We start from the raw sequence: 25,895 nt of genomic DNA on the forward strand, positions 1-25,895 counted from the left end.
CCTTCCTCAACCACCGGCGGGTCGGCGGTCAGTAGAGCTGGTCGAGCAGGCCGGTGTCGACGTCGTACAGGAACCCGCCGACCCGGACGGTGTCGGGGATGAGGGGGTGGCTGCGGACCTTGTGCACGTCCTCCTCGAGGGAGCTGACCTGGTCCTCGACGACGTGGAACGGCTGCCAGGAGGCGTCGAGGCCGGCCGACGCGGAGACCTTGTCGTGGAGCTCGGCCTCGGTGCTCGAGGCCATCGCGCACCGGGTGTGGGGGATGACCAGGATCCGCTCGACGCCGAGGAGGTGCACGGCGAGGACCAGCGCCTCCAGAGCCTGGGGGGTGACCCGGCCGCCGGGGTTGCGGAAGATCTTCGCGTCGCCGGCGCGCAGGCCGACCATGCGCAAGGGGTCGATCCGGGAGTCCATGCAAGTCACGATCGCCACCCCCGCATGCGCGACGCCGTCGAAGCCCGAGAGCTCGAAGTGCTCGGCGAAGGTGCGGTTGGCGGCGATCAGGTCGTCGAAGTCGCTCACGGGGCGAGATTAGCGGAGCGTCACCCCGACGACCGGAGCAGGTCCCCGGTCGCCACCGACCGGGTGGCGGCGGTGCGGAAGAGCACCAGGGCGAGGACGCCGGCGACGGCCGCGCAGACGGCGGCCCCGGTGAAGACCGTGTGCTCCTGGGCGATCCCGGCCACCTGGAGCAGGTCCGTGAACTCCGCGCACCGGGTCTTGCCCTCGCACACCTCGCGGGCGGTGGGCAGGTCGGCCTGCTCGGCGTAGTAGCGGCGCAGCCCGATGGTGGTCAGCGCCGAGATGCCGACCAGCATCCCGACCATCCGGGCCACGACCACGAAGGCGCTGGCCAGGCCGTGCACGTCGTCGTCGGTGCTGGCGAGCACCGCGGCGTTGACCGGGGCGAGCGCCAGCCCGAAGCCGAAGCCGCCGAGCAGCAGCGGGAGGGTGGCGGAGACGTCGTCGATGCTGTCGATGCCCCACCGCGTCATCAGCAGGAAGGCGGCGGCCGCCAGGAACATGCCGATCGCGGTGACGACCCCGACCGGCAGGCTCCGGGTGAGGAAGCCGCCGACCACCGCGCCGACCGGCAAGGCGACGAGGAACCGCACCAGCACCAGGGCCGCCATCAGCTGGGAGCTCGCGTAGACCGTGGTGCGCGCGAAGAGCGGGATGTCGATGAGCGCGGCGATCAGCGCGGCGCCGATGAAGAAGCTGACGAGCATCGAGCCCCAGGCGGGGGTACGGCGCAGCGCCCCGCGCGGCACCAGCGGAGCAGCCGAGCGGCGCAGGTGGAGCACGAAGGCGATCGTGGCGAGCGCCGAGCCGAGGAGGTACCAGAGCCCCTGGTCGGAGAAGACCTGCACCTTCGGGTCGGCGGTGGCGAACGCCAGGATCACCCCGGCCAGCGCGAGCGCCAGGAGCAGCGCGCCGACGACGTCGGCCTCGCGCATGCTCCGGACCCAGTCGACGACGTCGAAGAGCGGCCGCCGGGCCGTCGCGCACCGGAGCACGAGCAGCAGCAGCGCGCCGATCGCGACGAGGCCGAGCGGGGTCAGCCAGCGGCCGTCGCCGACGACCGGGATGAACAGCTGGCCCCACGTCAGGTCGCGCATCAGCTGCGAGGGCTCGACGAAGACGAGCGCGCCGGTCAGCAGGGTGACCAGCGCGAGGAGGAGGCCGAGATAGTCGAACCGTCCTCGGGTCTCGATACGCTCTCCGGCGCTCGCTGCTCGACCACCGAGGTCGCGGATGGCGGCGGCCAGGACCAGGCCGACCGCCAGGTTGACCAGGAAGATCGCCCGCCAGTCGGCGACGGCGAGGACCAGGGCCCCGAAGAGCGGCCCGATCACGCTGCCGAGCTCCTGGACGGCGGAGACGACGCCCAGCGGCACGCCGCGGCGCTCGACGGGGTACAGGTCGGCGACCAGCGCCAGGGTGGCCGGCACCAGGCCGCCGCCGCCCACTCCCTGCAGGAAGCGTCCGGACACGAGGGTCGGCATGTCGTAGGCCAGCGCCGTGACCAGCGAGCCCAGCGCGAAGACGGCCAGCGCGACGACCAGGACGGGCACCCGGCCGCGCAGGTCGGCGATCCGCCCGATCAGCGGCAGCATCGCGACGTAGCCGAGCAGGAAGCCCGACACGATCGGGGCCGCGCGCTGGAGCTGGTCGATCGGGATGCCGACGCTGCCCATCATGTCGGGCAGCGCCAGCACGACGACGTACGTGTCGGCCGCGGCGAAGGCCACGGCGACCGCGGCGAGGGCGAGCAGCAGCCGCGGCGACCTGGTCACGGGGCGGTGATGTCCTTCTCGGTGCCGTAGTCCTCGAAGCCGACGGTGTAGCTCATCGGCTCGGAGTCCTCGTAGAAGACACCGGTCAGGACGGCGCTGCGCAGCTCACCGTCGTCGGTGATCTCGTACGTCACGTCGAAGTCGCCCGAGGCGGTCGGGATGATGTTCTTGACGACGTCGCCGCTGACGCTGCCGGTGTACTCCGTCAGCACCTCGCTGTTGTCGTCGCCGCCACGCACGGACTCGCCCTTCTCGGCGCCGGTCGTCGCGGCCAGCAGGGACGAGAACCCCTGGTCGGGGCTCATCAGCTGGGCCGGGTCGGGCGCGCCGTACTCCGCGGGGTCGATCTCCTGCCAGCCCGGGGTGAGCGGGATCTGGGCGTAGACCGACTGGTCGACGGCGATCACGGGCACCTCGAAGGCCTGGCCGGAGAGCACGACGGTGATCGTGCCGTCGAAGGCCGGCGCGTGGGTGCCGACCCCCTCGGCCCTCTCGACGCCGGTGACGCCGTCGGGGAGGTCGTCGGTCGAGAGCGTCAGGTCGACCCCGCTGGTGTCGTCGAGGTTCGTCTTGGCCTGGGCCAGCGCCTCCGCGGCTGTGGCGCCCGAGCCGGCTCCCGAGTCGGAGCCACTGCACGCGGTGGCGGTCGACGCCAGGACACCGAGGGTCGTGGCCAGCAGAGCGGAGGCCAGGCGGGTTCGGGAGGTCACCCGGTCAGCCTTCCACACCGCTGGCCGCGCCGAGCCGGGCTGCGACCGGTCCGGCGCAGGCGGCGATCGGCTGGTTGCCGGGGACGCCGGAGCCGTCGCGGCGCCCGGTGGGCTCGGGCAGGTCGATCGGCGCACCGCTCGCGGCGGCGGCGCGTGCGGGCGCCGTGCCCACCCAGGCGAACACGAGGGTGTCCTCGCCCTTGAGGAAGCGGTGGCAGCGCACGCCGCCGGTGGCCCGGCCCTTGGCGGGGTACTCGCTGAACGGCGTGACCTTGACCGCACCGGGCTCGGTGCCGGGCAGCGCCGTGGACGAGCCGGAGGCGGTGACCACGACCGAGCCGTCGGGAGCGTCCGGGTCGACCGCGCCGAACCAGCTGACCCGCTCGCCCGCGGTGACCCGGACCCCGGCGATGCCGCCGCCGGAGCGGCCCTGGGGGCGCACGCCGTCGGCGCCGAAGTGGAGCAGCTGGGCGTCGGACGTGACGAAGCACAACGTCTCGTGGCCGCTGGTCAGCTCGACCGCGCCGACGACCTCGTCGCCGTCGGCGAGCCGGATGACCTCCCAGTCGTCCCGGTTCAGGACCTCGGGGTTGACCCGCTTGACCGTGCCCTGGCGGGTGCCGAGCGCGATGCCGGGCCCGTCGGTGGCGAGCGTGCACAGCCCCAGCAGCCGCTCGCCGGGCTCGAGCGCGAGGATCTCGCTGACCGGCAGGCCGCCGGCGAGGTGCGGGTCGTTCGCCGTGTCGGGCAGCTGCGGCAGCTCGAGGACGCCGATCTTGACCAGCCGGCCGGTGCTCGTGAGCCCGCCGACCTCACCGCGGGCGGTCGCCCGGACCGCCGACGTGACGACGTCGTGGTTGCTGCGCCCGCCGCCCTGCCCGACCGCGTCGGCGTTCGCCGTGCGGGCCAGCAGGCCGGTCGAGGAGAGGTAGACGAAGCAGGGGTCGTCGGCGACCTCGAGCTGGACGGCGCTCGCCGTGACGGGCGTGCCGGCGGACTCGAGGAGGACCGTACGGCGGGGTGTGCCGTAGGTCTTGGCGACCTCGGCGAGCTCGTCGGACACGACCTTCCAGCGGGCCTTGTCGTCGGCGAGGATCGCGTCGAGCTCTTCGATCTCGCGGCGCAGCTGCTCCTGCTCCTTCTCGAGCTCGATCTTGGAGAAGCGGGTGAGCCGGCGCAGTTGCATCTCGAGGATGTAGTCGGCCTGCGCCTGGGACAGGTCGAAGACCGACATCAGCCGCTCCTTGGCCGCACCCGCGTCGTCACTGGTGCGGATGACCTGGATGACCTCGTCGATGTCGACGAGCGCGATCAGCAGGCCGTCGACGAGGTGCAGCCGGTCTGCCTTCTTGTTGCGGCGGAACTGCGAGCGCCGGCGGATGACCTCGAAGCGGTGGTCGAGGAAGACCTGGAGCATCTCGCGCAGCCCGAGGGTGCGCGGCTGGCCGTCGACGAGCGCGACCGCGTTGATGCCGAAGGAGTCCTCCATCGGGGTGTGCCGGTAGAGCTGCTCGAGGAGCGCCTCGGGGACGAACCCGTTCTTGACCTCGATCACCAGCCGCAGGCCGTGGTCGCGGTCGGTGAGGTCCTTGATGTCGGAGATGCCCTGCAGCTTCTTGCCCTGGACCAGGACCTTGATCCGCTCGATGACCTTCTCGGTGCCGACGCCGTAGGGCAGCTCGGTCACGACGATGCCCTTGCGCCGGTTGGTGATCGACTCGACGCGGGCAGTGGCGCGCATCCGGAACGACCCGCGGCCGGTCTCGTAGGCGTCGCGGATGCCCTCGAGGCCGACGATCTTGCCGCCGGTCGGCAGGTCCGGCCCCGGGATGAACCGCATCAGGTCGTCGACGGTCGCCTTCGGGTGGGTGATCAAGTGGCGCAGCGCCTGCACGACCTCGACCAGGTTGTGCGGCGCGCAGTTGGTGGCCATGCCGACCGCGATGCCGGTCGTGCCGTTGACCACCAGGTTGGGGATCGCAGCGGGCAGCACCGACGGTTCGAACTCGCGGCTGTCGTAGTTGGGCTTGAAGTCGACGGTGTCCTCGTCGATGGACGCCGTCATGGCGACCGCGGCCGGCGCCATCCGCGCCTCCGTGTAGCGCATCGCGGCGGGGGAGTCGTCGGGCGAGCCGAAGTTGCCGTGGCCGTCGATGAACGGCAGCCGCATCGACCAGGGCTGGGCCATCCGGACCATCGCGTCGTAGATTGCGCCGTCGCCGTGGGGGTGCAACCGACCCATGACCTCGCCGACGACGCGGGCGCTCTTCACGTGCCCGCGGTCGGGCCGCAGGCCCATGTCGTTCATCGTGTAGAGGATCCGCCGCTGGACCGGCTTGAGGCCGTCGCGGGCATCGGGGAGCGCGCGCGAGTAGATGACGGAGTAGGCGTACTCGAGGAACGACGACTCCATCTCCTGCTTGATGTCCGTGTCGAGGATGTGCTCCTCGAAGTCGTCGGGGAGCTCCTGCTTCGTACCACCGCGTGCCATGGGGCCGATTCTCTCAACTGCCGCCCCCGGAAACGTCACGGGCACGCCGAGTTTCGAGGCTCGCCTCGCTCGCACCTCAACCACCGTCGAGACGTCCACGGTAGATTTCACGGGTGAGTGCCCCCGACACAGCAGGAAAGCCGGACCTGGAGGTGCTCGCGCCCCCGCGGCACTGGGAGGCGGACGTCCTCCTGCGGGACGGGCGCACGGCCCACATCCGCCCGATCCGCCCCGAGGACCGCGACGTCTTCGTCGAGTTCTACGCCCGGGTGTCGGACGAGTCGAAGTACTACCGCTTCTTCTCGCCCATGCCGCGGCTCTCGGACCGCGACCTGGACCGCTTCACCAACGTCGACCACGTCAACCGGGTCGCCCTCGTGCTGACGCTCCAGGGCCGGATCATCGCGGTCGGGCGCTACGACGTCATCGAGCCCGGTGAGGCGGAGGTCGCCTTCCTCGTGGAGGACCAGCACCAGGGCCGGGGCATCGCCCAGCTGCTGCTCGAGCACCTCGCCCAGGCGGCGCGGGAGCGCGGCGTCGAGCGGTTCGTCGCCGAGGTGCTGCCCGACAACACCCGGATGATCCAGATCTTTCGCGAGGCGGGCTACCGGGTCGTCAGCGAGTACGAGGAGGGCGTGCTCCAGCTGGAGTTCCCCATCGACCCGACCGACACCGCCATCGGCCTGATGAACAACCGCGAGCATCGCGCCGAGTCCGCGTCGATCGAGAAGTTCTTCAACCCACGCTCGGTCGCGGTGATCGGCGCCAGCCGCCGCCAGGAGACCATCGGCCAGGCGCTGGTGCGCAACATGGTCACCGGCGACTTCGCCGGGCGCGTGTACGCGGTGAACCCCACGTCGCACGCCGTGTCGGGGCTCCCGACCTACAAGACCGTCAGCGACATCCCCGACGAGGTCGACGTCGCGATCGTCGCCGTGCCGGCCGAGTCCGTGCAGGACGTCGTCCTCGACTGCGCCGCCAAGGGCGTGCACGGGCTGGTCGTGATCTCGTCGGGCTTCGCCGAGACCGGCGAGGAGGGCCGGGTGCGCCAGCGCAAGCTGGTCGGGCTGTCGCGCTCCTACGGGCTGCGCCTGATCGGCCCCAACTGCCTCGGCATCATCAACACGGCCGCCGACGTCTCCCTCAACGCCTCGCTCTCGCCGCTGATGCCGCCCCGGGGCCGGGCCGGGTTCTTCTGCCAGTCGGGTGCGCTGGGCACGGCGATCCTGGAGAAGGTCTACAACCGCGGCCTCGGCCTCTCCACCTTCGTCAGCGCCGGCAACCGCGCCGACGTGTCCGGCAACGACCTGCTCCAGTACTGGGAGGAGGACGACTCGACCGAGGTCGTCCTGCTCTACCTGGAGTCCATCGGCAACCCGCGCAAGTTCTCGCGGATCGCCCGCCGGGTCTCGCTGCGCAAGCCGATCATCGCCGTCCGCTCGGGCCGCACCACCCAGGGCGTCCCGATGGGCCACGCCGTCCGCAGGATCGCCGCGCCGGCCGCGGCCGTCGACGCCATGTTCCGCCAGGCCGGCGTGATCCAGGTCGACACGCTGGAGGAGATGTTCGACGTCGCCCAGCTGCTCGCCCACCAGCCGCTGCCCCGCGGCCGGCGGGTCGCGATCGTCGGCAACTCCGACGCGCTCGGCCTGCTCGCCGCCGACGCCGCGGCCGCGGTCGGGCTGGTCGTCAACAAGTCGACCGCGCTCGGCGCCGACGCCAGCGCCGAGGACTTCGAGGACGCGCTCGACGCCGCGATCGACGACCCCGAGGTCGACTCGGTGGTCGCGGTCTACGTGCCGCCGATCAACGTCTCGGGCGAGGACGTCGCCAACGTGCTTGCCGCCGTGGGGGAGCAGTCCGACAAGCCCCTCGTGTCGTCGTTCCTCGGTGCCGAGGGCGTGCCCGAGCTGCTCCGCGTGCCCGACGTCGCCGGCTCCACCGCCGGGCGTGGCTCGGTGCCGTCGTACCCCGGCGTCGAGGCCGCCGTCCGGGCGCTCGCGCGGGTCGTCGAGTACGCCGTGTGGCTGCGCACCCCGGACGGCCCCGGCGCCGACCCGGGTGCCGTCGACGCCGCGGCCGCGAAGCGGCTGGTCCACGACCTCCTCGTCCAGCACCCCGAGGGCACCGACCTCGAGCTCGAGCCGCTGACGGAGCTGCTCGCGGCCTACGAGATCGAGCTCTGGAGCGCCCGCTCGGTCGCCGACCTGGCGCAGGCCGTGGCCGCGGGTGAGGACCTCGGGTGGGACGTCGTGCTGAAGGCGACCGCCGAGCACCTGCGCGAGCGGCCCGACCAGGCCCACGTGTGGCGCAACATCGACACCCCCGAGGAGATGGCCGACGCCTGGGACTCCCTCAGCGGCCTGATCACCGACCCCGGCAAGGCCGGGTTCGTGGTGCAGAAGAACTCGCGACCCGGGGTGCCGGTCTCGATCCGCAGCATCGAGGACCCGCTCTTCGGCCCGGTCGTGTCGTTCGGCATCGCCGGCCCCCTGACCGAACTGCTCGGCGACAAGTCGTACCGGATCCCGCCCCTGGGCGCCCGCGACGCGGCGTCCATGGTCCGCGAGATCAAGTCCTCGCCGATGCTGTTCGGCTACCGGGGCAGCGAGGTCGTCGACGTCGCCGAGATCGAGCGGTTGATCCAGCGGGTCTCCCAGCTGCAGAACGACCTGCCCCAGATCAGCTTCCTCGACCTGTCGCTGGTGCTCGCCGGCGCCGACGGGGCGACCGTGCTGACCGCGTCGGCGCGCGTGGACCCGGTCGTGGATCCCCGCTCGGACTGGTTCGTCCGCCGGATGCCCACCGCCGGCGGCGACACGCTTCCGAACTAGCCGGTCGCACGCCGTAGGATCCCGGCCATGGTCATTTCGGACGCCCACCGGCTCCTCTTCGTGCACGTGCAGAAGACGGGTGGTTCGACGATCGACAACCGGCTGGACGAGGTGCTGCCGGACGCCCGGCACGTCGCCGGCCTCGACCGGCACGCCACGCTCGGCCAGATCCTCAACGCCGAGCCGGAGCTCTCGGCGTACTGGACCGTCGGGTTCGTCCGCAACCCGTGGGCCCGGATGCTGTCGTGGTTCCGGATGGTCGAGCGGTTCAGGGAGCGGGCCGGCAAGGGCCGACGCGGTGCCGACGCGTTCCTCAAGAAGAATCAGTTCATCAAGGGCGTCGCCGACTCGTGCCCCGACTTCGAGTCGTTCATCATGAAGGGCACCGAGCAGTGGCCGCGCCTGCGCACGCCGCAGGTGCGCTACCTGACCTCGCAGACCCGGCGGGCCGACCTGATCGGCCGCCAGGAGACGCTCGAGGCCGACCTGCGGGCCGTCTTCGCCCGGCTCGAGCTGCCGTGGGAGCCGCTGCAGAGCGTGAACGTGGACAAGAAGCGTCCCGACTACCACGACTTCTACACGGACCCGATGCGTCAGCGCGTCGAGGACATCTTCGCGCGCGACATCGCGGTCTTCGACTACAAGTTCTGAGGCCTCGCCGGCGGCCCGTCTCCTGCGTGACAGACTGACGACATGCGGAGCAGCAGGACCACCGAGGACCACGATCGGGCCCTCGAGCTCAGGGACGCCATCGACCGGACCGGCTACTACCCCGAGGTCGTGGTGGACGGCGTCGAGGGGGCCGTGGCGGGCGAGCAGGTGGTGGCGTTCTACGTCCATCACGAGCCGACCTTCGAGCGCGACGAGGTGCGCCGGCACCTCTCCGTCGTGGTCGTCACGCCCAGCCGGCTGATCCTCGCCCACACCGACGAGCACGAGGGCGACGACCTGCTGCCCGAGCCGTACACGTCCACCTCCACGGAGGCGATCCGGCTGTCCGCGGTGCGCTCCGTCGTCGTGACCCGGATGGTCGCGAACCCGACCTCGGGGCCGAGCTCCCCGGCCGAGGCCGTGATGACGATCGGGTGGGGCGCGGTGAGCCGGGTCGACCTCGAGCCCGCCGGGTGCAGCGACCCCGACTGCGACGCCGACCACGGCTACACCGGCGTGCTCGCGTCCGACGACTTCTCGCTGCGCGTCTCGGCCGCGGCCGACGGCGCCGACGCGGTGGCCGGGCTGCTCGAGTTCGCGGAGTCCCTCTCCGCCCGCACCCACGGCGCGTGAGCCCGCCGTTGAGCGTCGGTGACGGGTTCGTCGAGCCCGCCTACCACCAGCGCTCGCTGGGTGACGTGGTGCCCGCGGTGGCGGTCGCGCTGGGGCTGGACATGCCGGAGGCGCCCTCGGAGCTCGTCCTGCCCAGCGCCTCGGCCTACGTCGTGTTCCTGGTCGACGGCCTCGGCGCCCGCCTGCTGGAGCGCTACGCCCACGCGGCGCCGTTCCTCGCCGCGATGCTCGCCAACCAGGCGCCCGGGACCGCCGGCGTGCCGTCGACCACCGCGACCAGCCTGACGTCCTTCGGCACCGGGCTGACCCCGGGCGTGCACGGGCTGGTGGGCTTCACGTCGCGGGTCCCCGGCACCGACCGGTTGCTCAACGCGCTGCTGTGGGACAAGGACGTCGACCCCCTGGAGTGGCAGCCGCACCCGACCGCCTTCACCGGCGTGCGCAGGCTCGGCGGGTCGGTCACGGTGGTCAACAAGCGCGAGTTCGCCGGCAGCGGCCTGACGGTGGCCGCGCACCGCGGCGCCGACTACGTCGGCGCCGACAAGGTCGGCGAGCGGATCGCCGCCGCGCAGGCCGCCTCGCGTGAGCGGACGTCGCTCACCTACCTCTACGACGGCGACCTCGACTGGACGGGGCACCGGTACGGCGTCTCGTCGAGCCAGTGGCTCCAGCAGCTCGCGATGGTCGACGCCGAGGCCGAGCAGCTCCGCGAGGCGCTGCCCGCCGACGTCCGTCTCCTCGTCGTGGCCGACCACGGGATGGTCGACTCACCCCTCGAGAGCCGGCTCGACATCGACGACCACCACGAGCTCCGGGCCGGCGTCGCGCTGGTCGGCGGCGAGGCGAGGTTCCGCCACCTCTACTGCCAGGGAGGTGCGGTCGCGGACGTGGTCGCCGCCTGGACCGAGGTCCTCGGTGACCGCGCCGACGTGATGACGCGCGAGTCCGCGATCCGGCGCGGGTGGTTCGGCGACGTCGCGACCGGCGTGCTGCCGCGGCTGGGCGACGTCATCGTCGCCAGCAGGGGAGACACCGCGATCCTCTCCACGACCGACTTCCCCTACGAGGCCACGCTGGTCGGCCTCCACGGCTCGCTCACGCCCGACGAGATGCTCATCCCGATGGTGGTCTGCTGAGCCCTACCCGAGGCTCATGTGCGGCTCGCCGTTGACCAGACCGGGGCCGGCGATATGGCAGGCGCCGCTGCGCGGGCTGCCGCCGTTCCAGGCCTGGCGCACGCAGCTGCGGGTGGCGAGCTGGGCCCAGTAGTTCGGGTGCAGCGACTCCTGGATGTAGTACGGGCTGTTGGAGCAGCAGGTCGACACCGTGCGGATCTGGTTGACCCACTCGGTCTGGTCGACAGCGCCCGGCGACGTCCAGCTGGCGATGCCCTTCTCCTCGTAGAGCCCGACGGTGTTCTCACACAGCCGCCGGCCGTTGAACGCCGCCGACAGGTCGAGGGTGCGGGTGTTGGTCAGCCCGGAGTCGGCGACGGCGCCGAAGACCGCCCCGTTGATCGTGGGGAGCGCGGTGTCGTTGGCCCAGTCGGCGTCCTTGTTCCAGAAGCCGCAGCCGCCGGTGCTCTGCCGCGTGTAGCCGCTCTCGGAGTAGCGGAACCCGGCGCCGCGGGCGATCGGGCTCGGGTAGTTCTGCACGAGCAGCGTCCACTGGGAGTCGGCGTAGCCGGCGTTGCGCATCGCCGTGGCGACGTTGCGCAGCGCGGCGGCGATCCGCGCGCGGACCGCGGCGACGTTGGCCGGGGTGAAGTTGGCCGTCACCGAGCTGTCGTCGTAGCAGTAGTCCTTCCACCACGAGGGCGAGGCGAGGAAGTCGGCGACGCAGGAGGTCACGACGTCGGCGAACTTGAAGTCGTTGCCGCCGATCGAGACCACGACCATGCCGACCCGGTGGGTGGAGGCGAACTGCTGGAGCATCGCGGCCTGGCCCTTCTTGCCCGACCCGTTGTCGAAGAAGTCCAACCCGGGCTTGAAGTTGTCGCCGTCCGAGGTTGCGGTCGTCGCGCCGGAGCACGCGAGGTTAAGTCCGTTGACCCCGCCGCCGATGTAGGCCTCGGCCGACTTGCTGCGGTGGCAGCGGTTGATCGTCTCGCCGGTGCCCGACGCGTTGTCGAAGTACGCCGTCGACCCGAGCGCGTCGGCTCGGCTCGAGGAGGCGTTGCTGCTGCCGGCCCAGCGGCCGGCCTCGCCGCTGATGTAGGAGTCGCCGAGGGTGACCACCCACGGCGTGCCGACACCGGGGCCGTCGGCCTGAGCCGGCGGCGGCGCGGCCACGAGCAGGCCGACGAACGCGGCGGAGAGGACGGTCAGGACGCTGAGGATGCGGGTCCGAGCCCGAGATGTGACCACGGTCACGCACCCTAGGGGTCCGCGGGCTGCCGGCGATAGAGGGAAGTTTCCGGCTCAGCCGAACGGCAGCGGCTCCGGGGCCAGGCTGACCGCCTTGGCGCGGGCGGCGGTGAGCCGGCGGCGGTGGTGCTGGCGACAGAGCACCTCGTAGGCGACGTTGCTGGGGTCCGCAGGCACCTCGTCGATCGTGTCGACGTCGCCGACCACGATCACCTCGCCCTCGACGACCATGGCGCCGTTCTCGGTGCGGGCGTTGTGGGTGGCGCGCTTGCCACACCAGCAGAGCGCCTCGACCTGGAGCACGTTCATCCGGTCGGCCAGCTCGACCAGTCGGGCGCTGCCCTCGAACATCGCGGTACGGAAGTCGGTGAGGATGCCGAACGCGAACACGTCGATCTGGAGCTCGTCCACGACCTTGGCGAGCTGGTCGATCTGGCCGCGCGTGTAGAACTGGGCCTCGTCGCAGATGAGGTAGTCGATGCGGCCGCCCTGGGTGAGCGAGTCGACGACGTAGCGCCAGAAGTCGAAGTCGGCGTCGACCTCGAGGGCCTCGTGGGTCAGCCCGAGGCGGCTGGAGAGGATCGACTCGCCGGCCCGGTCGCGCGTGGTGAAGATCCGGCCGACCCGTCCGCGCGCGGCGTGGTTGTGGTTCGTCTGGAGCGCCAGCGTGCTCTTGCCCGAGTCCATGGTGCCGGTGAAGAAGTGCAGTTCAGCCACGGGCCGATCCTGTCACGAGGACGGCTTGGCAGGATGGGTGCCATGCCATCCCGGTCCAGCTCTGCTCCGTTGATCTCTGCCACCGAGCTCCACGACCTGCTCGGGTCGGTGACCGTCCTCGACGTCCGCTACCGGATGGGCGGCCCCGGAGGGCTGCCCGAGTTCGTGAACGGGCACGTCCCGGGCGCCGTCTACGTCGACCTCGACCGCGACCTCGCCGCTCCACCGGGCGACGGTGGGCGCCACCCGTTGCCGTCGACCGAGGACTTCCAGACCGCGATGCGCCGGGTCGGGGTGAGCGACGACCGGCCGGTGGTCGTGTACGACGACTGGTCGGGCCTGGCCGCCGGCCGGGCCTGGTGGCTGCTGCGCTTCCACGGGCACCGGGACGTGCGGGTGCTCGACGGCGGCTGGCCGGCGTGGCTCGAGGCCGGGGGCGTCGCGCAGGCGGTGGCGATCGGCCCGCAGCCGGGTGACTTCACGGCCCGCCCCGGCGCGATGCCGGTGGTCGAGGCCGACGACGTCCTCGGCGTACCGGTGCTGGTCGACGCACGGGCGCCCGAGCGCTACCGGGGCGAGACCGAGCCGGTCGACCCGGTGGCCGGCCACATCCCGGGTGCCGTGAACGTCCCGACCAGCACCAACCTGCGCGCCGACGGGCGGTTCCGGAGCGCCGACGAGCTGCGGGCGCTGTACGCCGCGGCCGGGGTCACCGGCGCCCTTCGAGACGGCTCGTCCCTCGCCTCCTCAGGAACCGGAACAGCCGTCTACTGCGGCTCCGGCGTCACCGCGGCCCACGACGTGCTGGCGCTGGAGATCGCCGGCATCCGCGCGGCGCTCTACCCGGGCAGCTGGTCGGGTTGGATCACCGACCCCCGGCGACCGGTCGAGCGACCTACCAGTGCACGCCCTTGAACACCCGCGCGAGCATGATCTGCTCGGACTCGCGGGTGCCGGCGCCGCCGGTGACCTCGCCCTTGGCCGCGGCCGAGTCGGGGAACACGTGGTAGGCCATGTTGAGGATGCGGAAGGCCAGCTTGGGGGCCACCGTGTGGGCGATGGCGCCGGCGTTGCCGAGCGCGGTGTTGATCTCGTGGGGGCGCCCCACCATGGCCTCGATGACCAGGTCGGCCGCCTGCGCGGGTGAGATCGCGGGGAACTTGTCGTAGAGCTTGGTCGGCGCGATCATCGGCGTCCGCACCAGCGGCATGTGGATGTTGGTGAAGCTGATGCCGTCGCCGACCAGCTCGGAGGCCACCACGTTGCTCCACGAGTCGAGCGCGGCCTTGGAGGCGACGTACGCCGAGAATCGCGGCGGGTTGGTCTGCACGCCGATCGAGGAGATGTTGACGATGTGGCCGCTCTTGTTGGCGCGCATCGCCGGCACCAGGCCCATGACCAGCCGGACCGCGCCGAAGTAGTTGAGCTGCATGGTCCGCTCGAAGTCGTGGAAGCGGTCCTGGGAGAGCCGCAGCGAGCGCCGGATCGAACGCCCGGCGTTGTTGACGATGAAGTCGACCGACGGCAGGTCGGCGGTCAGCGTCTCGCAGAGCGCGTCGATCGCCTCGAGGTCCGAGAGGTCGCACGGCTGCACGATCGCGGTGCCGCCGCGGCTCTCGATCAGGTCCTTGAGCTCGTCGAGCTTCTCCTTGCCGCGGGCGACCAGTACCGGCGTGCCCCCGGCCTGGGCGACCTTGAGAGCGGTGACCTTGCCGATGCCCGACGAGGCACCGGTGACCACGACGTAGGTGCCCTGGAGCTTGTCGCGGATCCGGGCGTCCCGGCCCGTCGACTCGTCGAGGTGCTCCTCCCAGTAGCTCCACAGCGTGCGGGCGTAGGAGTCGAGGTCGGGGACGGCGATGCCGGAGCCGGCCAGCGCCTGCTCGGTGCGGCGCGCGTCGAAGACCGGCGCGAACGAGACGTGGCCGAGCACCTCGGCGGGGATGCCGAGCCGGCCGACGGTCTGGTCGAGCGCCATCCGGGTCGGTGCGGCCTTGGCGAGGGCGGCCAGGAGGGCAGCCGGTCGAAGCTGCCGCGGCACGAGCGAGGTGGAGATCGGCGTCGCGAACGTCGGGGCGCCCGCGGCCGCGCAGAAGGCGTTCACCATGTCGACGACCGGCTGCGGCTCCGGGTTGACCAGGTGGAAGGCCTCGCCGTCCCGGCCGGGCAGGTGGGCGAGGTGGTCCATCGCGGCCGCGACGTAGTCGACGGGGACGACGTTGGTGTTGCCGAGGTCGACCCCCATCATCGGCAGCCAGGACGGCAGGCGGTCGCGGAGCGCCTTGATCACGCCGAAGAAGTAGTAGGGGCCGTCGACCTTGTCCATCTCGCCGGTCCCCGACGCGCCGACGACGACCGCGGGCCGGTACACGCGCCACGGGACCGTGGCCTCCTCGCGGACGATCCGCTCGGACTCGAACTTCGTGCGGTGGTACGGCGAGGGCAGGTGCTGGCCCTCGTCGAACATCGACTCGTCGAAGACCCCGGCGTGCTCACCCGCCGCGGCGACCGAGGACACCTGGTGGAAGCAGCCCACCTTCAACGCGGCCGCCAGCGCGAGCGCGTTGCGAGTGCCGCCGACGTTCATGGTCTCGTTGGTCTCGTCGTCGGCCGTCATGTCGTAGATCGCCGCGAGGTGGAAGAAGTGGTCGATCTCGCCGCGGTGGGGGGTGACCCACTTCTTCGCGACGCCCAGGGCCGGGGCGGACAGGTCGCCGGTGACGGGCACGACGCGGTCGGTGTCCCAGCGCGCGATCAGCGCCTCCATGCGCGGTAGCGACCCCTCGCGGACCAGGACGTAGATCGTCCCCTCGCGGTGGTCGAGCAGCTCGCCGACGAGGTGTCGGCCGACGAACCCTGTGGCGCCTGTCACGAAGTACGACATGCGGGGAGGCTACCCCCGACGTCGGGTCGTACTCCTGGGGTCTATTCCTGCGTGCCGCCGCCGAACATGATCTCGTCCCAGCTCGGGACCGACGCCCGGCCGCGGGTCTTCTTGACCGGCCGGCGCGACGGAGGCTCGTCCTCGTGCCCGTGGTCCTCGGCGGCCGCGTCGGTGGCCTCGTCGCGCAGGTCCGCGGCCTCCGCCTCGACCTCGGGGTCGGTGGGCGGGGTGTCGTCGAGGAACGCCTCGACGGGCTGCTCGGTGCCCAGCGTGTCGGACGCCGGGTCGCTGCCGCTCACCAGCTCGATCGCGTCGTCGCCGAGGGGCAGCTCGTCCTCGGGCACGGAGCTGAGCCGGCGCTGACGGGCACTGCGCAGGTCGTCGCGGGCGGCCGGCGTCTCGCGAGCGGAGGCGACCGTCTCGCCGATGAGCCACTTGGCGTCCTCGTTGTCGACGGTCACGTAGTTGCCGGGGTTGTCGAACGTGAACTCGGCGGTGCCCTTGCGGGTCGCCGACGAGTAGCTGCCGGTCAGCGTCCAGCGGCCGTCCTCGCGGCGCCAGGCGTCCCACTCCACGCTGCCGGGGTCGACGTTGAGCGCGCGCAGGTGGCCGGACACGGCGTCACCGAGGGTGCGGGCACCGGCAGCGGCGTGGCCGCCGTCCCGTCGTACGGACGAGCGCTGGGCGCGGTCGGCGACGTGCTGGCGCTCGGCGAGCACCGGCGCGGCGAACGCCATGATCTTGTCGACGGAGGTCTGCGCCGCCTGGGCGACCGCTTCCGCGGTCTCGCCGGCACGGATCCGGGCCTGGATGTCGCGGGGGCGGAGGGCGCTGTCCATCTTGATCTCCAACTGGCCGAAGCGGGCGTGCTCGCCGCGCAGGGCGGCCCGGAGACGGGTGTCGATGTCCAGCGTGAACTCGAGCCCGGCGTCGCTGACCAGGAGCAGGCGCTGCCCGTCGTCGCTCACTCCAGCGAGCGTCAGGTGCGCCATGGGTTGTCGTGCTCCTGTTCCCATCGATCGTCGACATCGGTCCGTCTTCGGTGCGCCGAGCCTACGCCAGCGCAGGTCGTCCGGCCGGTAGCCCGGCGGCGCGCCCCGGCCCGGTCCGGTTAACCTCCGATCGTGCCTTCCACCGAGCCCTCCACGACCCTGGTCGTCTTCGACCTGGTGGGCATCTTCGTGTTCGCGATCTCGGGCGCCCTGGTGGCCGTCCGCAAGGGGCTCGACGTCTTCGGCGTCCTCGTCCTGGCCGGCACGACGGGGCTGGGCGGCGGCTTCCTGCGCGACGTGCTGATCGGCGCGACCCCGCCCGCCGCGCTGGAGGACTGGCGCTACCTGATGGTGCCGATCGCCGCCGGGCTGCTGACCTTCTGGTTCCATCCCGTGCTCGGTCGCGTCGAGCGGTCGGTGAACGTCCTCGACGCCTTCGGCCTGGGTCTCTTCTGCGTGACCGGTGCGCTCAAGGCGATGGACTACGGGCTGAGCCCCGCGCCTGCCGCGCTGATGGGGATGGTCACCGGCATCGGCGGCGGCATGCTCCGCGACCTGCTGGCCGGCCGGGTGCCGACGGTCTTCCGCGGCGAGCTCTACGCCACCCCGGCGCTGGGGGGCGCGATCGTGGTCGTGGCCGGGACGCACCTCGACGTCCCGGTCGGGATCGTCGCGTGCGCGGGTGGGGGGCTGTGCACGATCTGGCGGCTGGTCGCGATCTGGCGGCACTGGCAGGCGCCGGTGCCGACCGGTCCGGCCTCGGTCTGAGCTACTCGCCGAGGACCCGCCGCAGGTAGGGGTTGGCGAACACCCGGTCGGGGTCGAGCGTGTCGCGGAGGGCGAGGAACTCGGCGAAGCGGGGGTACGCCGGGGCCAGGTCGGCGGCGGTGCGGGTGTGCACCTTGCCCCAGTGGGGGCGGCCGTCGTGGGCGCGCATGATCGGCTCGATCAGGGCGAAGTAGGCGAGGTGGTCGGCGTCGCGGTGGGTGTGGAAGGCGAGGTAGATCGAGTCGCGGCCCGAGGAGGTGGACAACGGGATGTCGTCGGCGGGGGTCACCCGGATCTCGACCGGGAACGTGATCCTCAGGTCGGAGGCCTCGAGCGCGGCGCGCGCCTCGCGGAGCGCGGTCAGGCCGGCCTCGCGCGGGACGGCGTACTCCATCTCCCGGAAGACGACGTCGCGCGGCGAGATGAAGACCCGATGGGCGACGTCGCTGTAGGTGCGCGCCGAGAGCAGTCGGCTGGAGACCTGGTTGAAGCGGGGGATGATCCCGGGCACCCGGTTGGTGACGTGGTTGAGCGCGCCGAAGAGGCTGTTGCTGAGGAACTCGTCGTCCCACCAGTGGCGCAGCCTCGACAGGGGAGCGGTCTCGGACCCCGCGAGCCGGTCGTTGGTCTTCGACAGCATCCGGTCGGTGTGGGGGAACCAGTAGGTGTCGACGTGGTGGTGGGCGGCGGTCCGCTCGTCGAAGCCGTCGAGGCACTCGTCCCAGGACATCGGCGTCTCGTTCGCCTCGAGCACGAAGAGCGGCTCGACGCGGAAGGTCAGGGTGGTGAGCACGCCGAGGGCGCCGAGACCCACCCGGGCGAACTCGAGGAGCTCGGGGTTCTCGGCCTCCGTCGCCGAGACCACCTCGCCGGTGCCGGTGACCAGCGACAGCCCGCAGACCTGGGCCGAGAGCGACGCCCAGACGCCGCCGGTGCCGTGGGTGCCGGTGGAGGTCGCCCCGGCCAACGTCTGCTGGTCGATGTCGCCCATGTTGTGGAGGCTGAGGCCCAGCGCGGCCAGTTGCTCGTTGAGCACCGTCAGCTGGGTGCCGGCCAGCGCGGTCGCCGTCATCGCGTCGCGGTCGACCGCGACGATGCCGCCGAGGTTCGTGGGGCGGAGCAGGGTGTGCTCGGGGGCGGAGATCGCGGTGAAGCTGTGCCCGGTGCCGACCATCTTCACCGTGGTGCCCTCCGAGCGGGCGCGTTCGACGGCCGCCACGATCGCGGCGGTGTCAGCCGGCTCCTCGACGCGGGCCGGCGACGCCGACTCGAGCCCCGACCAGTTGCGCCACTCGCTCACGGCGCGATGGTAGCCACGGGCGGTGCGGCGTGGGCAGGCCGGAGCAGCTGCGCCGCGAGCACGGCGACGACGCCGGCGCCGACGGAGACGAGGTACGCCGCGGACGCGCCCTGGTGGTCGATCACCAGACCGCTCAGCGTGGCTCCGGGCGCGACGCCCGCCACCAGGCCGGTCTGCATGATCGCCATCCCCTCGGTCAGCCGTCCGGGCGGCACGATCGCCTCGGTCAGCGACATCGCGGCGATCATCGTCGGCGCGATCGCGAAGCCGGCGACGAACAGCGTGGCGGCCATCAGCGCCAGCGAGTCGACGAAGTAGAGCGGTGTCATCGCGCCGGCCATCGCGACCGCGCCCCAACGCACCCGCACCGACGGCCCGCGCCGCCAGTGCACCGCGCCGGTGATGAGGCCGGCCGACAGGCTGCCGAGCGCCCACAGGGCGAGCAGCCCACCGGCCCAGGCCCGGTGTCCCTGCTCGTCGGCGAAGGCCACCGTGGTCACCTCGGCGGCGCCGAACAGCACCCCGAGGGCGGCACAGACGACCGCGAGCGCGATGACCGTCGGCCATGGCATCGGCGGCCGGGCGCCCTCCGAACGGGAGTGCGGCCGGGCGGGCGGTTCGGTCGAGCGCTGGGCGCAGAACGCCCACGTGCCGCCCAGGCAGGCCACGATCGCCACGGTGAGGCCGGCGACCGGGTGCCAGGCCGTGGCGAGGACCGTCACCGCGATCGGGCCGAGGATGAACACGGCCTCGTCGGCGACCGCCTCCAGTGCGTACGCCGTCTGGACCTCGGCGGGCTGGTCGAGGACGTAGGACCAGCGGGCCCGCACACACGACCCGACCTGGGGGAGGGTGCCGCCGCCGAGCGCCGCGAAGACGTAGGTCGTCAGGATCGGCCAGTCGCCCTGCACCGACCAGACCACCAGGGCGATCGAGAGTCCGAAGACCAGGCTGGCGACGGTGAGCACCCGGGCCTGGCCGAGGGTGTCGACCAGCCGGCCCTGGAGGATCGCGAAGAGCGCGTTGGAGAGCATGTAGGCCGCCGAGACGGCCCCGGCCACGCCGTACGACCCGGTCGCCGCGGCGACGAGCAGCACGATGCCGAGACCGACCATCGAGATCGGGAGCCTGGCGACCAGACCGGTCAGCGAGAAGCGGAGAGCGCCGGGATGAGCCAGGATCCGGCGGTACGACGTGAACATCAGTCCGCAGACTAGGGCTGGGAACCGACCGTCGGTTAATCGCCGAGGAGCCCTCCTTACGATGGACGCATGACCCCAGATGCGAGCCCGTACGACGCCGTCCTGCTCGTCTCGTTCGGCGGTCCTGAGGGACCCGACGACGTCGTCCCCTTCCTCGAGAACGTCACCCGTGGCCGGGGCATCCCACGTGAGCGGCTCGAGGAGGTCGGGCAGCACTACTACGGCTTCGGCGGCCGCTCGCCGATCAACGACCAGAACCGGGCCTTCCTCGCCGCGCTGCGTGAGGACCTGACCGGCGCCGGCATCGACCTGCCGGTCTACTGGGGCAACCGCAACTGGGACCCGTACCTGACCGACACCCTGCGGCAGATGACCGCGGACGGCGTCACCCGGGCCGCCTGCTTCGTGACGAGTGCCTACTCGTCGTACTCCTCGTGCCGGCAGTACCGGGAGAACCTCTTCGACGCCGTCGACGCCCTGCCCGATGCCACGGCGGAGGGCGCGCCGCGCCTCGACAAGCTGCGCCACTACTTCAACCATCCCGGCTTCGTGGAGCCGATGGTCGACGCGACCCTGGCGGCGCTGGCCGACCTGCCCGAGGACGCCCGCGAGTCGGCGCACCTCGCCTTCGTCACCCACTCCATCCCCGAGACCATGAACGAGGCCAGCGGGCCGGAGGGCGGCGCCTACGTCGACCAGCACCGCTCCGTCGCCGACGAGATCGTCGAACGGGTCCGCCAGGAGACCGGCCGCCGGCACCGCTACGCCCTGGTCTTCTGCTCCCGCTCGGGCGCGCCGCACATCCCGTGGCTGGAGCCCGACGTCAACGACCACCTCGAGGCCCTGCACGACGACGACGTCGCGGGTGTCGTGATGGTGCCGATCGGCTTCGTGTCCGACCACATGGAGGTCGTCTACGACCTCGACACCGAGGCCCTCGCCACCGCCGAGAAGCTCGGCCTGCCGGCCACCCGGGCGGCGACCGCCGGCCTCGACCCGCGCTTCGTCTCCACGGTCCGCGACCTGCTCCTGGAGCGGGCCGCGGTCGAGCGGGGCGAGGAGGTCGTCCGCGCCGCGGTCGGTGCCTGGCCCGCCTGCTGGGACACCTGCCCGGCCGGCTGCTGCCCCAACCCGCGCGCCGAGCGCCCCGCCCTCGCCGGTGCCGACTCGTGACCGCCCCGTCCCCGCGCGAGCTGGCCGAGCTGGCGCTCGAGGTCGCCCGTGAGGCCGCCGGCCTGGTCCGTCAGCGCAAGGCCGCGGGCGTGGTGGTCGCCGACACCAAGTCCAGCGACGTCGACATCGTCACCGAGGCCGATCGCGCCAGCGAGACCCTGATCCGCGCGCGGCTGAGCGCCCGGCGCCCCGACGACGGCTTCCTCGGCGAGGAGGGCGACGACGTCGCCAGCCGGTCCGGGGTGCGCTGGATCGTCGACCCGGTCGACGGCACCGTGAACTTCCTCTACGGCCTGCCGCAGTACGCCGTCTCGATCGCGGCCGAGCTCGACGGTGAGGTCGTCGCCGGTGTGGTGCTCAACGTCGCTCCCGGGACGGAGTACGTCGGCCACGTCGCGGACGGTGCGACACCGGCCGTGGCCACCCGGGACGGCGAGCCCATCGCCGTCCGAGGTCCGGCGCCGCTGCACCAGCGGCTGATCGCCACCGGCTTCAGCTACGACGCCGGGCTGCGCGAGCAGCAGGCACGGTCGCTGGTCCACCTGATCACCCGGGTCCGGGACATCCGGCGCCTCGGTGCGTGCTCGTTGGACCTCTGCCAGGTCGCCGACGGCAGCCTCGACGGCTACTTCGAGGATGGCGTCAACCTCTGGGACCACGCAGCCGGGGGGCTGGTCGCCCGGCTCGCCGGGGCCCGCGTGGAGGCCCACCCCGGAGCGGGCGGGCGCGACCTCGTCGTGTGTGCTCCGACACACGGCTTCGACGAGCTGTTCCGGCTGGTCCAGGCGGCCGGTTTCTCGCCTGTTTCGGGGGAATAGCGGCCTGTCACCGAATGTTCACGCTCCGCAACGTGGGCCAGGAATGCGCAACTGATCATTCATGGTGCACAATCTGGCCGCCGACGACGCACAGAACGACGCAGTGAACGAAGACGTGGGGCAGCAGGGCCCAGGGGAGTGGAGTGACGCATGGCGACTGATTACGACGCACCGCGCAAGAACGAGGACGAGCAGTCCGAGGAGAGCATCGAAGAGCTCAAGGCGCGCCGTCACGACAAGAACTCGGGCAAGGTCGACGAGGACGAGGCCGAGGCCGCAGAGGCCTTCGAGCTGCCCGGCGCCGACCTGTCGCACGAAGAGCTCGCGGTCGAGGTGAAGCCCAAGCAGGAGGACGAGTTCACCTGCATGAGCTGCTTCCTCGTGCACCACCGCAGCCAGCTCGCGGACCCGAAGAAGATGATCTGCAAGGACTGTGCGTGAGCGCAGCGAACGCACACACGCCGAGTCGGCGGTAGTTTTCCGGCGGAGCGAAGCGGGGGAGTGGAAACTAGCGCCGACTCGGCGCACGTGGCACCACCCGCAAGACGAAGCAAGGGCCGCAACCCTCACGGGTTGCGGCCCTTCCTTGTGTCTGTCCTCAGGGTGTCTGCCCTCGGGCTCGCTGCTCGCTCAGGCTTCCTGGTCGTCCTTCTGCAGGTCGGGAGGCAGGTGGCCGGTGGAGCGTGCGTAGTAGGACGCCGCCCGGCGCTGCGCCAGCATCCGCGCCAGCCCGACCGCCGTACCGCTGACGCCGGCCCACAGCACGGCCTCCCAGATCTGCACGTCCGGGTCGGCCGGGTTCTCCGGCGGCTTCTTGCCGGTCGCCACGGTCCAGGACTTGTCCATCGCCTTCTTCGCGACGGCGGCGGCTCCGAGGGCCGACACGAGCGAGAAGACGGTCCAGATCTTCGATCCTCCAGATGCCATGGCCGAACAGTACCCAGCCGCGGCACCGGCAATCGGCGGCGCTCAGCCCGCGTGCGTCAGGGCGGCGAGGGCCCGCACGAGGTCCTCGGGCCGACGGGTGCAGACCAGCCAGTACGGCGTGGGGTCGGCCGGGTCGGTGATCTCCACCTTCACGGCGCGCTTGAGGTAGGGCCGCAGCAGCAGGTAGGCACGGGCGTCCGCGTCGACGCCGGCGATCCGCCGGGTCTCCTCGGGGTCGAGGGCGGTCGCGGTGCCGACGTACGCCGCACCGATGTGGGCGCGGCCCGCGCGGAAGGTGCCGTCGGCCACCGAGATCCGGGCCGAGCCGTAGGACCAGAGACCGAACGACAGCGCCGCCAGCGCGATCGCGGTGATGATCCAGGCGCCGATCGCGGGCATCGCCACGACCACGGCGAGCCAGAGCGTGGCGACCAGCATCGTGCCCTGGACCCACCAGCGCAGGGGGACGCCGAGGCGCTCGGCGTACACAGGAGCGAGGGTCACGGGCCAAATCCTGTCATTGGCGCCCCCCGAGGTGGCCGGTAGGGTCCGGCGACGTGCCCCCTCACTCCGACGATCGGCTCGAGATCCAGGTCCGGCGACTCGACCCCGACCTGCCGCTGCCGGCGTACGCCCATCCCGGCGACGCCGGCGCCGACCTGCTGACCACCGTCGACGTCGTGCTGGCGCCGGGGGAGCGGGCGATGGTGCCGACCGGCATCGCGATCGCGCTGCCCGAGGGGTACGTCGCCCTGGTGCACCCCCGGTCCGGTTTGGCGGCGCGGCACGGGCTGTCGATCGTGAACGCCCCGGGCACCGTCGATGCGGGCTACCGGGGTGAGATCAAGGTGATGCTGATCAACCACGACCCGGTCGCGCCGATCGAGCTGCGGCGCGGCGACCGGATCGCCCAGCTCGTCGTCCAGCGGGTCGAGCGCGCGCTCTTCACCGAGGTGGGGGATCTCCCCGACTCGGTGCGGGGGGACGGGGGTTACGGTTCTACTGGAGGCTTCGGTCCGTCCTGACCGATCAGAGACTTCCGCAGTGCGTGATCGCCTGCAGCCCCGATTCGACTGCAGCGCCCGATTGAGGAGTAGTCCGTGAAGTTCCGTCGCAAGTCCGCCGAGCCCGCCGAGAGCGAGGCCGCCGCAGCCGACGCCGCCGAGGTCGAGCCGGTCACCGGTCCCTACGACGTCGACGACCTTCCCGCCGACGACGAGGTCCAGCGCCTCGACCTCGGCTCCCTGCTGATCGAGCCGGTCGCGGACCTCGAGGTCCGGCTCCAGGTCGAGGAGGGCTCCGAGGAGGTGCAGGCCGTCGTGCTCGCCGGCGCCGAGGGGGCCATCGAGCTCCGGGCGTTCGCCGCCCCGCGCGGCGGCGACCTGTGGAGCGACGTCCGCCCCAAGATCGCGGCCGACTATGCCCAACGGGGCGGCACCGCAACCGAGCGGGAAGGCCGCTTCGGCACCGAGCTCGTCTGCGCCCTCACCGTCACGGCGCCCGACGGCCGCACCGGCACCCAGCCCTCGCGGGTCATCGGTGTCAACGGGGAGCGCTGGATGCTCCGCGCCACGCTGCTCGGCCGGCCCGCCGCGGAGATCGACGCCGCCGGGGCCTGGGAGGACGCGATCGAGCGGATCGTCGTACGCCGCGGGACCCACGCGATGCCCGTCGGTGCCGAGCTGCCGCTCACGCTCCCGCCCCAGGACCAGCTCATCCACCACACCGACGCCTAGGCTCGGGGCCATGGCGGACAAGAGCCGGCTGCGGCGCAGCATCAGCCGGTGGGCGAACAGCACCGACCAGCACGCGCGCGACATGCGCGAGACGTTCGCCGACGACGGCCTCGACCGGATCGGCGAGGCGCCAGACCGGGAGCGGGTCCGGCTGCGCGGCACCCTCCGCACGGTGACCCTGCGGCCACGCGGCGGCGTCCCCGCCCTCGAGGCCGACCTCTACGACGGCACCGGCACGATCACGGTGGTCTGGCTCGGCCGGCGCCGGATCTCCGGCATCGCGCCCGGGCGCTCGATCGAGATCCAGGGCCGGATCGGCCAGCACGACGGGCAGCGGATCATGTACAACCCGCGCTACGAGCTGATGCCGTGACCGACCAGCCCGTCCCCGACACCCGACCCGGCGGCACGTCGATCGCCTCGGTGGAGGCCGTCGTCCGCGCCCAGATGTCGAAGGCCCTCGGCGGCCGCCGCGGCATGGTCGAGGCCGCCGTCCCGACGATCCTCTTCACCGTCTGCTGGCTCACCACCCGCGAGCTGAGGCTCGCCCTCGTCGTCAGCCTGGTCGCGGCGGCGGCGATGCTCGCGGTCCGGCTGGTGCAGCGCTCGACCGTGCAGTTCTGCCTCAACGCGATCTTCGGGATCGGCATCGGCTGGCTCTTCGTGGTCCTGTCGGCCCGCCGCGGCGGCAGCGCGGACGACCAGGCCCTCGCCTACTTCCTGCCCGGGATCATCTACAACGGTGCCTACACGATCGTCCTTGCCCTGACCTGCATCGTCGGCTGGCCGCTGGTCGGCTTCATGGTCGGCAGCGTCACCGGTGACCCCACGGCCTGGCACCGGGACCGCCAGGTCGTGCGCCTCTGCACGCTGCTCACCTGGCTGCTCACCATCCCGTGCCTGATCCGGGTGGTCGTCCAGGCGCCGCTGTGGTTCGCCGCCAAGGCCGGCACCATCGAGGCCGACTCGGCCGTCGCCGCGCTGGGCATCCTCAAGATCGCGATGGGATGGCCGCTCCAGCTGGCTGCCCTGGCCGCGATGGTGTGGGTGCTGTCGCGTGACCGGACGCCGGTCGTGGAACCTGCTCCCTGACGGCGCCGTCCGACCCGGTTGCCGACTGAGAACCTCCCCGGGCATGCCACCGACCCCGCCGGCGGCGGGGTGGGGCGCTACGTATCTCGGTGGTCGTCGTCGCGGAGGTAGTAGTGCCCCCGCGGGCTTCGCCAGAGGAATGCCCGGGGTCCGACCCGTTCGTACGACCAGCTGCCGTGGGTTTTGAGCCGGTGGTGGTGGCGGCACAGGGGGGCGAGGTTGCAGGAGCAGGTGGGTCCGCTCTGGTCGTAGTCGATGATGTGGTCGGCGTCGCAGGACCTGGATGGTCGGGTGCAGTGCGGG

26 protein-coding genes are annotated in these 25,895 nt (G+C 72.0%); 13 read left to right on the forward strand and 13 right to left on the reverse strand.

The genetic code is table 11. The annotated features are described in order from the left end of the window. Positions 1 to 28 precede the first annotated feature (28 nt). Genes PD653B2_RS22000 through PD653B2_RS22015 form a run of 4 tightly spaced genes read right to left on the reverse strand, consistent with a single transcriptional unit; the run spans position 29 to position 5,499 of the window. Entirely contained in the window at positions 29 to 523 is a 495-nt protein-coding gene (locus PD653B2_RS22000) for a beta-class carbonic anhydrase (RefSeq protein ID WP_085874565.1), read from the reverse strand. 20 nt (positions 524 to 543) lie between these two features. Next, on the reverse strand, positions 544 to 2,298 hold the full coding sequence (locus tag PD653B2_RS22005) for an MFS transporter (protein ID WP_085874566.1): 1,755 nt from the start codon (positions 2,296 to 2,298) through the stop codon (positions 544 to 546). After that, on the reverse strand, positions 2,295 to 3,008 hold the full coding sequence (locus PD653B2_RS22010) for an LppX_LprAFG lipoprotein (RefSeq protein ID WP_165763579.1): 714 nt from the start codon (positions 3,006 to 3,008) through the stop codon (positions 2,295 to 2,297). The genes PD653B2_RS22005 and PD653B2_RS22010 overlap by 4 nt, the downstream gene beginning before the upstream one ends. A 4-nt stretch (positions 3,009 to 3,012) precedes the next feature. Next, positions 3,013 to 5,499 carry a DNA gyrase/topoisomerase IV subunit A gene (locus PD653B2_RS22015; RefSeq protein ID WP_085874568.1) on the reverse strand — a complete coding sequence of 829 codons (2,487 nt, stop codon included), beginning with the start codon at positions 5,497 to 5,499 and terminating at the stop codon, positions 3,013 to 3,015. Between the two features lie 113 nt (positions 5,500 to 5,612). Between PD653B2_RS22015 and PD653B2_RS22020 the strand changes: the two genes are divergently transcribed. Genes PD653B2_RS22020 through PD653B2_RS22035 form a run of 4 tightly spaced genes read left to right on the forward strand, consistent with a single transcriptional unit; the run spans position 5,613 to position 10,753 of the window. Next, complete coding sequence (locus PD653B2_RS22020; protein WP_242665397.1) at positions 5,613 to 8,333, forward strand: bifunctional GNAT family N-acetyltransferase/acetate--CoA ligase family protein; 2,721 nt, start codon at positions 5,613 to 5,615, stop codon at positions 8,331 to 8,333. Between the two features lie 27 nt (positions 8,334 to 8,360). Continuing rightward, entirely contained in the window at positions 8,361 to 8,984 is a 624-nt protein-coding gene (locus PD653B2_RS22025) for a sulfotransferase family 2 domain-containing protein (protein ID WP_085874569.1), read from the forward strand. A 42-nt stretch (positions 8,985 to 9,026) separates the two neighbouring features. Continuing rightward, a complete protein-coding gene (locus PD653B2_RS22030; RefSeq protein WP_085874570.1) occupies positions 9,027 to 9,617 on the forward strand; it encodes a DUF5998 family protein in 591 nt (196 codons plus the stop codon). Next, entirely contained in the window at positions 9,614 to 10,753 is a 1,140-nt protein-coding gene (locus PD653B2_RS22035) for an alkaline phosphatase family protein (RefSeq protein WP_242665398.1), read from the forward strand. Before PD653B2_RS22030 ends, PD653B2_RS22035 begins: the two co-directional genes overlap by 4 nt. 3 nt (positions 10,754 to 10,756) lie before the next feature. Here the strand turns inward: PD653B2_RS22035 and PD653B2_RS22040 are convergent, their stop codons facing one another. Both PD653B2_RS22040 and PD653B2_RS22045 read right to left on the reverse strand, forming a co-directional pair. Beyond that, entirely contained in the window at positions 10,757 to 11,983 is a 1,227-nt protein-coding gene (locus PD653B2_RS22040) for a hypothetical protein (protein ID WP_242665399.1), read from the reverse strand. A 54-nt stretch (positions 11,984 to 12,037) separates the two neighbouring features. Continuing rightward, positions 12,038 to 12,700 carry a thymidine kinase gene (locus PD653B2_RS22045; protein ID WP_085874572.1) on the reverse strand — a complete coding sequence of 221 codons (663 nt, stop codon included), beginning with the start codon at positions 12,698 to 12,700 and terminating at the stop codon, positions 12,038 to 12,040. A gap of 42 nt (positions 12,701 to 12,742) precedes the next feature. Here PD653B2_RS22045 and PD653B2_RS22050 point away from each other — a divergent pair, with 42 nt between their 5' ends. Next, a complete protein-coding gene (locus tag PD653B2_RS22050; protein ID WP_085874573.1) occupies positions 12,743 to 13,615 on the forward strand; it encodes a sulfurtransferase in 873 nt (290 codons plus the stop codon). Here the strand turns inward: PD653B2_RS22050 and PD653B2_RS22055 are convergent. Beyond that, complete coding sequence (locus tag PD653B2_RS22055; protein ID WP_085874574.1) at positions 13,596 to 15,584, reverse strand: SDR family oxidoreductase; 1,989 nt, start codon at positions 15,582 to 15,584, stop codon at positions 13,596 to 13,598. The genes PD653B2_RS22050 and PD653B2_RS22055 overlap by 20 nt on opposite strands. A gap of 41 nt (positions 15,585 to 15,625) precedes the next feature. Further along, positions 15,626 to 16,576 (reverse strand): septation protein SepH, encoded by a 951-nt coding sequence (sepH, locus tag PD653B2_RS22060; protein ID WP_165763580.1) that lies wholly within the window; start codon positions 16,574 to 16,576, stop codon positions 15,626 to 15,628. A gap of 132 nt (positions 16,577 to 16,708) precedes the next feature. On the opposite strand from sepH, the gene PD653B2_RS22065 reads away from it, so the two are divergent. Beyond that, positions 16,709 to 17,344 carry a trimeric intracellular cation channel family protein gene (locus tag PD653B2_RS22065; RefSeq protein ID WP_085874577.1) on the forward strand — a complete coding sequence of 212 codons (636 nt, stop codon included), beginning with the start codon at positions 16,709 to 16,711 and terminating at the stop codon, positions 17,342 to 17,344. A gap of 1 nt (position 17,345) precedes the next feature. Here PD653B2_RS22065 and PD653B2_RS22070 read toward each other — a convergent pair whose 3' ends face one another. After that, entirely contained in the window at positions 17,346 to 18,644 is a 1,299-nt protein-coding gene (locus PD653B2_RS22070; RefSeq protein ID WP_085874578.1) for a D-arabinono-1,4-lactone oxidase, read from the reverse strand. Then, complete coding sequence (locus tag PD653B2_RS22075; protein WP_085874579.1) at positions 18,641 to 19,846, reverse strand: MFS transporter; 1,206 nt, start codon at positions 19,844 to 19,846, stop codon at positions 18,641 to 18,643. The genes PD653B2_RS22070 and PD653B2_RS22075 overlap by 4 nt, the downstream gene beginning before the upstream one ends. 69 nt (positions 19,847 to 19,915) lie before the next feature. Between PD653B2_RS22075 and PD653B2_RS22080 the strand changes: the two genes are divergently transcribed. The 3 genes from PD653B2_RS22080 to PD653B2_RS22090 all read left to right on the forward strand — a co-directional run bounded on the left by PD653B2_RS22080 (position 19,916) and on the right by PD653B2_RS22090 (position 22,278). Continuing rightward, the gene (locus PD653B2_RS22080; protein ID WP_085874580.1) at positions 19,916 to 21,019 is read left to right on the forward strand and encodes a ferrochelatase; all 1,104 of its coding nucleotides are present in this window, start codon (positions 19,916 to 19,918) and stop codon (positions 21,017 to 21,019) included. After that, complete coding sequence (locus tag PD653B2_RS22085) at positions 21,016 to 21,837, forward strand: inositol monophosphatase family protein (protein ID WP_085874581.1); 822 nt, start codon at positions 21,016 to 21,018, stop codon at positions 21,835 to 21,837. The genes PD653B2_RS22080 and PD653B2_RS22085 overlap by 4 nt, the downstream gene beginning before the upstream one ends. Before the next feature lie 150 nt (positions 21,838 to 21,987). Next, complete coding sequence (locus tag PD653B2_RS22090; RefSeq protein WP_085874582.1) at positions 21,988 to 22,278, forward strand: DUF4193 domain-containing protein; 291 nt, start codon at positions 21,988 to 21,990, stop codon at positions 22,276 to 22,278. A 189-nt stretch (positions 22,279 to 22,467) separates the two neighbouring features. Here PD653B2_RS22090 and PD653B2_RS22095 read toward each other — a convergent pair whose 3' ends face one another. Both PD653B2_RS22095 and PD653B2_RS22100 read right to left on the reverse strand, forming a co-directional pair. Then, entirely contained in the window at positions 22,468 to 22,764 is a 297-nt protein-coding gene (locus PD653B2_RS22095) for a DUF4235 domain-containing protein (protein ID WP_085874583.1), read from the reverse strand. A 42-nt stretch (positions 22,765 to 22,806) separates the two neighbouring features. Next, positions 22,807 to 23,268, reverse strand: coding sequence for a DUF3093 domain-containing protein (locus PD653B2_RS22100; protein WP_085874585.1), 462 nt, complete (start codon positions 23,266 to 23,268; stop codon positions 22,807 to 22,809). Between the two features lie 53 nt (positions 23,269 to 23,321). Between PD653B2_RS22100 and dut the strand changes: the two genes are divergently transcribed. The 4 genes from dut to PD653B2_RS22120 all read left to right on the forward strand — a co-directional run bounded on the left by dut (position 23,322) and on the right by PD653B2_RS22120 (position 25,592). Continuing rightward, a complete protein-coding gene (dut, locus tag PD653B2_RS22105) occupies positions 23,322 to 23,789 on the forward strand; it encodes a dUTP diphosphatase (protein ID WP_085874587.1) in 468 nt (155 codons plus the stop codon). A gap of 75 nt (positions 23,790 to 23,864) precedes the next feature. Next, entirely contained in the window at positions 23,865 to 24,500 is a 636-nt protein-coding gene (locus PD653B2_RS22110) for a DUF3710 domain-containing protein (RefSeq protein WP_085874588.1), read from the forward strand. A gap of 10 nt (positions 24,501 to 24,510) precedes the next feature. After that, positions 24,511 to 24,873: an OB-fold nucleic acid binding domain-containing protein gene (locus tag PD653B2_RS22115; RefSeq protein WP_085874589.1), complete on the forward strand. Its 363-nt coding sequence runs from the start codon at positions 24,511 to 24,513 to the stop codon at positions 24,871 to 24,873. Beyond that, a complete protein-coding gene (locus PD653B2_RS22120) occupies positions 24,870 to 25,592 on the forward strand; it encodes a DUF3159 domain-containing protein (RefSeq protein ID WP_242665400.1) in 723 nt (240 codons plus the stop codon). Before PD653B2_RS22115 ends, PD653B2_RS22120 begins: the two co-directional genes overlap by 4 nt. A gap of 77 nt (positions 25,593 to 25,669) precedes the next feature. On the opposite strand, the gene PD653B2_RS25440 is transcribed toward PD653B2_RS22120, so the two are convergent. After that, the coding region (locus PD653B2_RS25440; protein ID WP_207568286.1) for an HNH endonuclease signature motif containing protein at positions 25,670 to 25,895 on the reverse strand (226 nt) is incomplete at its 5' end.

It is taken from the genome of Nocardioides sp. PD653-B2 (genome assembly GCF_002117935.1).
Classification (GTDB): Bacteria; Actinomycetota; Actinomycetes; order Propionibacteriales; family Nocardioidaceae; genus Nocardioides.